The 10398-nt window shown below is 69.1% G+C and carries 9 protein-coding genes and 1 tRNA gene; 6 read left to right on the top strand and 4 right to left on the bottom strand.

The features are described 5' to 3' along the window. Positions 1 to 3052 (bottom strand): glutamate synthase central domain-containing protein (locus AX721_RS26480; RefSeq protein ID WP_068878948.1); only part of this gene is annotated, 3052 nt, incomplete at its 3' end. 5 nt (positions 3053 to 3057) lie between these two features. Beyond that, the gene (locus AX721_RS26475; protein WP_068878947.1) at positions 3058 to 4506 is read right to left on the bottom strand and encodes an NAD(P)-dependent oxidoreductase; all 1449 of its coding nucleotides are present in this window, start codon (positions 4504 to 4506) and stop codon (positions 3058 to 3060) included. A 218-nt stretch (positions 4507 to 4724) separates the two neighbouring features. On the opposite strand from AX721_RS26475, the gene AX721_RS26470 reads away from it, so the two are divergent. Then, a complete protein-coding gene (locus AX721_RS26470; protein ID WP_156467398.1) occupies positions 4725 to 5525 on the top strand; it encodes an undecaprenyl-diphosphate phosphatase in 801 nt (266 codons plus the stop codon). Between the two features lie 9 nt (positions 5526 to 5534). Here the strand turns inward: AX721_RS26470 and AX721_RS26465 are convergent, their stop codons facing one another. Continuing rightward, positions 5535 to 6512 carry a complex I NDUFA9 subunit family protein gene (locus AX721_RS26465; RefSeq protein WP_068878945.1) on the bottom strand — a complete coding sequence of 326 codons (978 nt, stop codon included), beginning with the start codon at positions 6510 to 6512 and terminating at the stop codon, positions 5535 to 5537. 141 nt (positions 6513 to 6653) lie between these two features. On the opposite strand from AX721_RS26465, the gene AX721_RS26460 reads away from it, so the two are divergent. The 5 genes from AX721_RS26460 to lptB all read left to right on the top strand — a co-directional run bounded on the left by AX721_RS26460 (position 6654) and on the right by lptB (position 9377). Next, a tRNA-Leu gene (locus AX721_RS26460) sits at positions 6654 to 6740 on the top strand. A gap of 44 nt (positions 6741 to 6784) precedes the next feature. Then, positions 6785 to 7402, top strand: coding sequence for a ribonuclease D (locus AX721_RS26455; protein WP_068878944.1), 618 nt, complete (start codon positions 6785 to 6787; stop codon positions 7400 to 7402). Between the two features lie 9 nt (positions 7403 to 7411). Next, entirely contained in the window at positions 7412 to 8047 is a 636-nt protein-coding gene (lptC, locus tag AX721_RS26450; RefSeq protein ID WP_068878943.1) for an LPS export ABC transporter periplasmic protein LptC, read from the top strand. Between the two features lie 20 nt (positions 8048 to 8067). Continuing rightward, positions 8068 to 8619, top strand: a complete 552-nt coding sequence (locus tag AX721_RS26445) for an LptA/OstA family protein (RefSeq protein WP_068878942.1) — start codon at positions 8068 to 8070, stop codon at positions 8617 to 8619. A 32-nt stretch (positions 8620 to 8651) separates the two neighbouring features. Continuing rightward, a complete protein-coding gene (lptB, locus tag AX721_RS26440) occupies positions 8652 to 9377 on the top strand; it encodes an LPS export ABC transporter ATP-binding protein (protein WP_068878952.1) in 726 nt (241 codons plus the stop codon). Here the strand turns inward: lptB and AX721_RS28170 are convergent. Next, entirely contained in the window at positions 9370 to 10284 is a 915-nt protein-coding gene (locus tag AX721_RS28170) for a PEPxxWA-CTERM sorting domain-containing protein (protein ID WP_068878941.1), read from the bottom strand. The genes lptB and AX721_RS28170 overlap by 8 nt on opposite strands. Positions 10285 to 10398 lie beyond the last annotated feature (114 nt).

Here is a 10398-nt window from a genome sequence, read left to right as displayed (position 1 = left end):
GCTGGGCCAGGTCCTCGATCGAATAGATGTCGTGGTGCGGCGGCGGGCTGATCAGCATCACCCCCGGCGTCGCATGGCGCAGCTTGGCGATCAGCTCGGTCACCTTGAAGCCGGGCAGCTGTCCGCCTTCGCCCGGCTTGGCGCCCTGGCTGACCTTGATCTCGATCTCGCGGCACTGGTTGAGGTACTCGGCGGTCACGCCGAACCGGCCCGAGGCGATCTGCTTCACCGCCGAGTTGGGGTTGTCGCCGTTGGGCAGGGGGCGATAGCGGCTGCGGTCCTCGCCGCCCTCGCCGGAGACGCTCTTCGCGCCGATCCGGTTCATGGCGATGTTCAGCACCCCATGGGCCTCGGGGCCCAGGGCCCCCAGGCTCATGCCGGGCGTCAGGAAGCGCTTGCGGATCTCGTTGACGCTCTCGACGTCCTCCAGCGGCGCCGGCTTGGCGTCGGGGCGGATGTCCAACAGGTCGCGCAGCTGGATGGCGGGCAGGGTGCGCATGCCGTCCGAGAAGCGCTTGTAGATCTGGTAGTCGCCGGTGTCGCAGGCGCGCTGCAGGGTGTGGATCATCCGCGCCTCGAAGGCGTGCGCCTCGCCCGAGCGCCGCGCCTTGTAGAAGCCGCCCACCGGCAGGCTGACCGCCGCCGGGTCCCACGCCTTGCGGTGCAGCTCGACCGCTTTGGCCTCCAGGCCCGCCAGGCCGATGCCCGAGATGCGCGAGGGCATGCCGGGGAAGAACTCGGCCACCAGGCTGCGCGACAGGCCGACGGCTTCGAAGTTGTAGCCGCCGCGGTACGAGGAGATCACCGAGATCCCCATCTTGGAGATGATCTTGAGCAGGCCGCCCTCGATCGCCTTCTTGTGGTTGAGGCACAGGTCGCGGAGCGTCAGCTCGCCTGTCAGGCCGCGCTCCAGCCGGTCCACATAGCTTTCCTGGGCCAGGTAGGCGTTCACCGCCGTCGCCCCCACGCCCACCAGGACGGCATAGGCGTGGGTGTCCAGGCACTCGGCCGAGCGGACGATGATCGAGACGTACGAGCGCAGGCCCTTGCCCACCAGCCAGGCATGCACCCCGCCGGTGGCCAGGATCATCGGCAGGGCGACGCGGTCGGCGCCCGTCGCCATGTCGCTGAGCACGATGGTGGAGCAGCCGCGCAGCGCGGCCTCCTCGGCCTCGGCGCGGATACGGTCCAGGTTCGCCCGCAGCGCATCGCCGGGCCGGGCGTCGGCCGCTGGGATCGGCATGGTGCAGTCGATCAGGGCGACGTTCTTCTCGCCGATCTCCTCGACTACCCGGTTGTACATGCCGTTCGTCAGCACCGGGCTTTCCATCACGAAGACGTCGGCCTGGGTCTCGTTCTCGGCCAGGATGTTGCCCAGGTTCTTGAACCGGGTCTTCAGGCTCATCACCGCCGTCTCGCGCAGGGAGTCGATGGGCGGGTTGGTCACCTGGCTGAAGTTCTGGCGGAAGAAGTGGCTGAGCGGGCGATAGCCGTCGGACAGCACCGCCAGCGGCGTGTCGTCCCCCATCGAGCCCACCGCTTCCTTGGCGTCCTCCACCATGGGGGCCAGGATCAGCTCCAGGTCCTCCAGGGTGATGCCGGCCGCGGCCTGGCGGCGCACCAGTTCCTCGCGGCCATAGAGGCGCGGCTCCGGCCCGGGGCCGATCTTCTCCTCCAGGTCCACCATGTTGCCGAGCCAGCGGTCGTAGGGGTGCTGGGCGGCCAGGCGGTCGAGGATCCCTTCTTCGTCGTAGAGCCGGCCCTCGACCAGGTCGATGGCCAGCATCCGGCCGGGCTCGATGTGCGCCTTGCGCACGATGCGGCTCTCCTCGACGCGGCACATGCCGGCCTCCGAGCCCACGATCAGCAGGCCGTCCGAGGTCTGGGCCACGCGCAGGGGGCGCAGGCCGTTGCGGTCCTTGCCGGCCACCACCCAGCGGCCGTCGCTGGCGCAGATCGCCGCCGGCCCGTCCCACGGCTCCATCACGGCGTTGCAGTACGAATAGAGCGCCCGGTGCGCGGGCTTCATCTGCTCGGCCGAGCGCGTGTTCCACGCCTCGGGCATCAAGAGGGCCTTGGCCATGGGCGCGTCGCGGCCCGCGCGGACCAGCACCTCAAAAGTGTTGTCCAAGGCGGCCGAGTCGGAAACGCCGGGTTGGATCACGGGCTTGATGTCGTCCTGGTAGTCGCCGAACGCCGAGGCCGCCATGCGGATCTCGTGGCTCTTCATCCAGTTGACGTTGCCCTTCAGCGTGTTGATCTCGCCGTTGTGGGCCAGCATCCGGAACGGCTGGGCCAGCCGCCATTCCGGGAAGGTGTTGGTCGAATAGCGCTGGTGGAAGATCGCCACCGCCGCCTGGAACCGTGGGTCGGTCAGGTCGGGGTAGAAGGCGTCGATGCTCTCGGCCAGGAACATGCCCTTGTAGATCAGGGCCCGCGCCGACAGCGAGCAGATGTAGAAGTGCTGGATGTTCGCCTGGGCGACCCGCTTCTCGATCCGCTTGCGGCAGAGGAACAGCGCCCGCTCCAGCGCCTCGCCCTCCATGCCCTTGGGCGGCGAGAGCATGATCTGCTCGATCTCGGGCCGGGTGGCGTTGGCCTTCTCGCCGATCACCGAGGTGTCGGTGGGCACCTGCCGCCAGCCGTAGATGTAGAAGCCGAAGCGCAGCACCTCGGACTCCACGATGGTCCGGGCCGCCTCCTGGGCGCCCAGGTCCACGCGCGGCAGGAAGACCTGGCCCACGGCGATGGGGCCCGGCCGCACCACGTGGCCGATCCGCTCCACGTGGGCGGCGAAGAAGTCCTGCGGCACGCTCACCAGCACGCCCGCCCCGTCGCCGGTCTTGCCGTCGGCGTCCACCGCGCCCCGGTGCCAGACGGCCTTCAGCGCGCGGATGGCCAGCTCCACCACCTCCCGGCGCGGCTTGCCGTCGATGGCGCAGACCAGGCCCACGCCGCAGGCGTCGTGCTGGGCGGTGATGTCGTAGCCGCCGTTGGCTTCGAGCAGCAGCTGCCGGTCGCGTTCGTAGCGGGCGAGGATGTCGTCGGTCATCGGCGTCACTCGGCGGGAAGGAGGGCGTCGGCGCGGGCGTGCGCCGTCAGGTAGCGGTGCATGGCTTCGGCGGCGTCGCGTCCATCGCGGATCGCCCAGACCACCAGGCTGGCGCCGCGCACGACGTCGCCCGCGGCGAAGACGCCGGGGATCGAGGTCATCATGCTGCGCATGTCGGTCTTCACCGTGCCCCAGCGGGTTGTGGCCAGGTCGGGGACGTCGAAGGCCGTCGGCAGGTCCTCGGGATCGAAGCCCAGGGCCTTGATCACCAGGTCCGCGCGGAGCTCGAAGTCGCCGCCCTCGACCTCCTCCGGCGCCTGGCGGCCCGAGGCGTCGGGCGGCCCCAGGCGCATACGGGCGGCCACCAGGCCCGCGGCCTTCAGGGCGTCGCCGCTCACCGCCTTCGGCGCGGCCAGCCATTCGAAGACGACGCCTTCCTCCTCGGCGTTCGCCACCTCGCGGTCGGAGCCCGGCATGTTGGCGCGGTCCCGGCGGTAGAGGCAGGTGACCGAAGTGGCGCCCTGGCGGATGGCGGTGCGCACGCAGTCCATCGCCGTGTCGCCGCCGCCGACCACCACCACGGCCTTGCCCTCGGCGTTCAGTTCGCCGCCGTCGAACGCGGGGACGTCATCGCCCATGCCCTTACGGTTGGAGGCGATCAGGTAGTCGAGGGCCGCCACCACGCCGGCGGACCCTGAGCCCGGCACGGTCATGTCGCGGGCCGCGTAGACGCCCGTGGCGATCAGCACGCTGTCGTGCCGCTCGCGCAGCTGCTCCAGGCTCGCGTCCCGGCCGACCTCGAAGCCCAGCACATAGTCGACCCCGCCCTCGGCCAGCCGGCGCGTGCGCCGCTCGACCACGTCCTTCTCCAGCTTGAAGCCGGGGATGCCATAGACCAGCAGGCCGCCGGGCCGGTCGTGGCGGTCGTAGACGGTGACCGCATAGCCCAGCTCGCGCAGGCGCTCGGCGGCCGCCAGACCCGCGGGACCCGCGCCGACGATCCCCACCGACTGGCCGCGCTCGGCGCCCGCCACGAGGGGCCGCACCCAGCCCATCTCCCAGGCCTTGTCCGACAGGTAGCGCTCGACCGAGCCGATGGTGACCGTGCCGTGGCCCGACTGCTCGATGACGCAGTTGCCCTCGCACAGGCGGTCCTGCGGGCAGATGCGGCCGCAGATCTCCGGCATGGAATTGGTCGCCTGGCTGAGGGCGTAGGCCTCTTCAAGCCGACCCTCGGCGGTCATCCGCAGCCAGTCGGGGATGTTGTTGTGCAGCGGGCAGTGGGTCTGACAGAACGGCACGCCGCACTGGCTGCAGCGCGAGGCCTGCTCCGCCGCCTTGGCGTCGATGAAGTCGCGGTAGATCTCGTGGAAATCCCCGGCGCGCGCCTCGGCCGCCCGTTTCTCGGGCGTCGCCCGCGGCGTCACCGTGAACTTCAGCATGCGCTCGGCCATGAAACTGCGCCCTCTCCGGTCCCGCGGCCATCTAGAGGGCAAAATCTTGCGCGAAAAGCTGATAATCCAATAAGTGGACCACTAGACGCAGTCTCTGACGCGGATGTGACCCGTCACACCCCACCTGGCGCCGAATTAGTCCAATTTTGAGATGAACTAGATGTTCACCATAGTCGCCGCAACCCCATCCCTGTTCATTTCAATGGAGTGTCGCCGTGCTGCCGGACTGGGCTTATGCCGTCATCCTCGGGGTCATCGAGGGCCTGACGGAGTTCATTCCGGTCTCCTCGACGGGCATGATGCTTCTCGCCAAACAGGCCATGGGCCTGCCGAGCGGCTTCTGGGACACCTTCGCGGTGATGATCCAGCTGGGCGCCATCCTCGCCGTGGTCGCCCTCTACTTCGGCAAGCTCTGGAAGCAGGTGATCAGCCTCCCCTCCGACCCCGAGGCCCGAAAGTTCGCCCTCAGCGTCCTCGTGGCCTTCATCCCCTCGATCGTGCTGGGCCTGCTGTTCCACGACTTCATCAAGGCGGTCCTGTTCGACAGCCCGGTGGTCCAGTGCGTCTCGCTGATCATCGGCGGGATCGTGCTGCTGTTCGTCGACCGCCTCGCGCCGCAGCCGGTGGCCCACGACGCCTTCAAGCTGCCGCTGGTGAAGGCGCTGATCATCGGCCTTTTCCAGGTCCTGGCGATGGTGCCGGGCGTCTCGCGCTCGGGCGCCACGATCGTCGGCGGGATGCTGTTCGGGGTGGAGAAGCGGGCCGCCGCCGAGTTCACCTTCTTCCTGGCGATCCCGACCATGCTGGGCGCCTTCGTCCTGGACGCCTGGGAAAGCCGCGATCAGCTGACCGCCGACACCATGCCGCTGATCGCCATCGGCTTCGTGGTGGCCTTCGCGGTGGCCCTCGTGGTGATCCGCACCATGCTGGCGGTGGTCACCAGCCGCGGCCTGGCGCCCTTCGGCTGGCTGCGGATCGCCATCGGCGGAACCGGCCTGGCGCTGCTGACGCTGACCTGAGCGGGCGGTTCAGGCCCGCCCGGCTTCCATCTCGCGGGCGTCCTGGTCGGCGTACTGCCCGCCCTTGCGATAGGCGTAGAGATAGGTCGGCAGAATGGCTTCGAGGCTGGTCGGCGACAGGCTCAGGTCGGCGAGACCAGGATAGCGTCCGCTGACCACGTTGTCGGACCTCAGCGCCTCGACCTGGTCGGAAGTGAGCGGCGGCGGAACGACCGCCGACATCACATCGCCCACCTTGCCGAGCAGGGCTGCGACGGGGAACGGAATGGGGACCAGGAGGCGGCGCTGGCCCGTCTCGGCCAGGATCCGCTCCATCAGCTCCTTGAAGGTGAAGACCGAGGGGCCGCCGAGTTCATAGGTCTGGCCGGCCGCCGCGTCGGTGACGACCATCCGCGCCAGGGCCTGGCCCAGGTCGCCGACGAACACCGGCTGGAAGCGGGTCTGGCCGCCGCCGATCAGCGGCAGCATGGGGCTGATCTGCGCCATGCTGGCGAACTTGTTGAAGAAGCCGTCGCCCGTGCCGAACACGATCGAGGGCCGCGCCACCACGGCGTCGGGATAGATCTCGCGAACCGCCGCCTCGCCCTCGGCCTTGGTGCGCAGGTACTTGGACGGCGAGTTCGCATCCGCGCCCAGCGCCGACATCTGCACGACGCGGCCAAGGCCCATGGCGCGCGCGGCCTCCGCCACGTTGCGGGCGCCCATCACATGGACCGCCTGGAAGCCCTGGCGGCCGGTCTCGTAGCCGACGCCGACAAGGTTCAGCGAGGCCGTGGCGCCGTCCAGCGCGCGCTCGATCGACGGCCCGTTGCGCAGGTTGGCCTGCACCACGTCGATCTGGCCCACGTCGCCCAGCAGCCGCATCTTGTAGGCCAGGTTCGGGTTGCGCACGGCGACCCGGACCCGCCAGCCGGCCTTGGCCAGGTAACGCACGGCCTGGGTCCCGACGAAGCCGGAGCCGCCGAAGACGGTGACGAGGTTCTGCATGGCGGCGCGGCCGCTCCTGTGGCTCTGAAGACGGGTGCGGTTTAGGCGATGCGGCGACGCCTCGCAATGCGCCGCGAGATTGGCCCGTTGACCTGCCTGGGGCGGCGCCATATGTAGCCGCCTCCCGATCCGACGGACGGGGCCCAGGTGGCGGAATTGGTAGACGCGCTGGCTTCAGGTGCCAGTGGCTTAACGGCCGTGAAGGTTCGAGTCCTTTCCTGGGCACCACCCCTAAGATAAACCGGGGGTTCGACGTCGGAGTTTGGAATCGCGTGACCACATTCGTGCATGATGGCGACCTGCCGGCCGAAGCGCTGGCGAACGCGTCGGCGGTGGCGGTCGATTCCGAGACCATGGGCCTGCGGCTGGGCCGCGATCCCCTCTGCGTCGTGCAGCTTTCCGACGGCAATGGCGACGCCCACGTGGTCAAGCTGGACCGGGCGACCTATGACGCGCCGAACCTCAAGCGGCTGCTGACCGACCCGGCGGTGACGAAGATCTTCCACTTCGGCCGCTTCGATATCGCCATGTTCTGGCTGCATCTTGGGGTCGTGACCGCCCCCGTCTACTGCACCAAGATCGCCTCGAAGATCGCCCGTACCTATACCGACCGCCACGGCCTCAAGGACGTGACGAAGGAGCTGGTCGGCATCGACATCTCCAAGGCCCAGCAAAGCTCGGACTGGGGCGCCGACAAGCTGTCGGACGACCAGGTCGCCTACGCCGCCTCCGACGTCCTGCACCTGCACGCCCTGCGCGCCCGCCTCGACGAGATGCTGGTCCGCGAGCGCCGCGACCATCTCGCCCGCGCCTGTTTCGAATTCCTCCCGCACCGCGCCCTGCTGGACGTGGCCGGCTGGGAGGATGCCGATATCTTCGCGCATACCTAGATAAGCGCGATGACCGCCGCCGGCGCACCCCTGTCCGAGCCCTTCGCCGAACCGCGGCGCGCCGACTTCGAGCGGTGGCGGCGGCGTTCGCGCCTGGTCCGCACGCTGCGGGTCGTGCTGCCGGCTCTCATCGCCCTGATCTTCCTGGGCCTGATCGGCAGCGTCGCCTGGTCCACCTTCAACGCCCAGCCGCGCTCTACGCAGGCCGGGGACGAGCCGATCCGGCTGATGAACCCGCGCTTCATCGGCCGCGACGACAAGGGCCGATCGTTCGTGCTCACCGCCGACTCGGCGATCCGCGACCGGCTCGACTACCAGCGCGTGATCCTGAAGAAGCCGGCGCTGGTTCTGGACGAAGGCGGTCCGGACGAGATGCGGATCAACGGCGCCGACGGCGTCTTCCACGAGCAGAACGGCAAGCTGGAGCTCTCGAACGGCGTGCGCATGGCCGACTCCAAGAACGTCTTCGAGACCGCCGCCTCCCTCTTCGACACCAAGACCGGCGAGGTCGTCGGTTCAGGCCCCATTCAGGGCGCTGGTGGCCTTGGAGAAATCCGCGCAGAGTCCTATGGCGTATACGGCAAGGGCGAGCGCATGGTCTTCAAGGGCGGCGTCCGCACCCGCCTGGAAACCAAGAAGAAGTAGCGGCGAGCGCAAGGGCAGTCATGAAGTCTCTCGTCAAAAGCTCCGTCCTGGCCGCGGCCCTGCTGGCCGCCGGCGCGGCGCACGCCCAGAGCCTCGGCCCGGGCGCCGACGGCCCCATGGACATCACCGCCGACGAACTCGAGGTGCAGAACAAGGCCTGCGTCTCGGTCTGGAAGGGCAAGGCCGAGGCGCTCCAGGGCCAGGCCCGCCTGCGCGCCGACGTGATCCGCGCCTTCTTCGAAACCAAGCAAGGCGCCTCCTCGGCCACCGGCACGGGCGCCTGCGGCGACCTGATCCGCATCGAGGCCGAGGGGTCGGTCTATTACGTCACCAGCAAGGACCAGCGGGTCCGTGGCGACGCCGGAACCTATGACGCCTCGGCCGAGACCGTCACCCTGACCGGCGATGTGGTGGCGGTGCAGGGACAGAACGTGCTGCGCGGCAGCCGCATGGTGTTCAACACCAACACCGGCGAAGGCCGCATGGTGGGCAACGCCACCGGGACGAACGCCAAGTCCCGCCCGCGCGGCGTGTTCTATCCTTCGAAAAAGCAGCAGAGCGCCGCCAAGTGAACGCGCCGCAACGGGTCCAGGCCAAGGGCGCGATCCCGACCGAGGGGCTCGTCGTCGACAATATCGGCAAGTCGTTCCGCGGCCGGGCCGTGGTGAAGGGCGTATCCTTGCGCCTCTGCCGGGGAGAGGTCGCGGGCCTGCTCGGCCCCAACGGCGCCGGCAAGACGACCACGTTCTACATGATCACCGGCCTGATCCCGGCCGACTACGGCGCCATCTACCTGGACGGCGAGAACATCACCGCCCAGCCCATGTACCAGCGCGCCCGGATGGGCGTCGGCTACCTGCCGCAGGAAACCTCGATCTTCCGCGGCATGAGCGTCTGGGAAAACGTCATGGCGGTGGTCGAACTGCGCCAGCGCGACCAGAAGAAGGCCCGCCAGACGGTGACCCAGCTCCTCGAGGAGCTGCACATCGAACACCTGCGGAACGCGCCTGCCGTCTCTCTGTCGGGCGGCGAGCGCCGCCGGGTGGAGATCGCCCGCGCCCTGGCCTCGGACCCGTCCTTCATGCTGCTGGACGAGCCGTTCGCCGGCATCGACCCCCTGGCCATCGCCGACATCCGCCAGGTGATCACCTATCTGAAGCAGCGCGGCATCGGCATCCTGATCACGGACCACAACGTCCGGGAGACGCTCGACATCATCGACCGCGCGTCGATCATCCACGCGGGCGAGGTGCTGTTCGAGGGCAGCCCGGACGAGATCGTGGACGACCCGGAAGTGCGCCGGGTCTACCTGGGCGACCGGTTCACCTGACCGTCGCCAGCGAAGCGCGGCGCCGTCGCAGCGCGCCGCCCGCCAGGCCGAAGCCGCAGAGCATCAGCGCCCACGTGGCCGGCTCCGGCACCCCTTGAGCGACGTCGCGGGCCATCCCGTCCAGGCTCACGCCCAACTCCCGGTCGGCATAGAAGGCGGCGTAGTCGATCGAGCGTGAATATGAGCCGCCGATGGAAAGGCCGGTGCTGCCGAACCCGGTGGTCGAGGTCGTGAACTGGCCCGCGTAGGCGGCCATGTCGCCGCTGAACGTCGGCAGGCCGCCCAACTGGGTGGCGACGCCGCCGGCGAACACGGTCGAGCCGTCGATCGCCAGGGCGGTCGAGAAGGCGCCCGAGTGATTGGCGTCGTTGGTGCCGATGTCGTTGCCGATGTCGAAGACCGTGACGTAGTCGAACATCAGCACCGCGCTCAGCACGTCTTCCGGCGCCGGCATGGCCTCGGCGATGGCGAACCCGGCGTCAGCCGCCCGCAACTTCACCTCGCCCTTCCATGTCAGGACGGCCTCCGAATAGAAGATGCCGTCCCCCGTCGCCTCGACCTTCTTCCCGAAGAGCGAGTTGTTGGCCGTCGCCTCTGCGAGCCCGAACTCGTCGAGCGCGATCGCGTTCACAGGGCCGGCGGCGCCGAACCAGTTGTCCTTGTCGCTCTGCACATCGAAATCGGTGGGAACGACGGCGACGGCGACGGCGCCGCGGTTGTCGTCGAACACCTGATGGATCGCCAGCTTGATCAGCTTGATCGAGAGGTCCTTGAGAGTCGCGGCGACCACCATGTCGATGAGGGTGGTGGCCGAGGCGGCCTGGGCGCCGAAGACGACGCAGAGGGCGACGCTGGCGCCCGCCAGGCGACGATTGCGAACACGGCGGCGGGCGTGGAGATGGGACATGGAGCTGCCTTTCGAGGAGGGATTGCACGCAGGAGCACTCGCCTCGCCCCCGGAACCTTGCGAGGGTCCGGACGAAAGACACCTCACCGTGGGGGTTGTGCGTGCAGGGGAGCG

The sequence above is a fragment of the Phenylobacterium sp. CCH9-H3 genome, assembly GCF_001557235.1.
Classification (GTDB): Bacteria; Pseudomonadota; Alphaproteobacteria; order Caulobacterales; family Caulobacteraceae; genus Phenylobacterium.
This window is presented reverse-complemented; position numbering and strand designations above follow the sequence as displayed.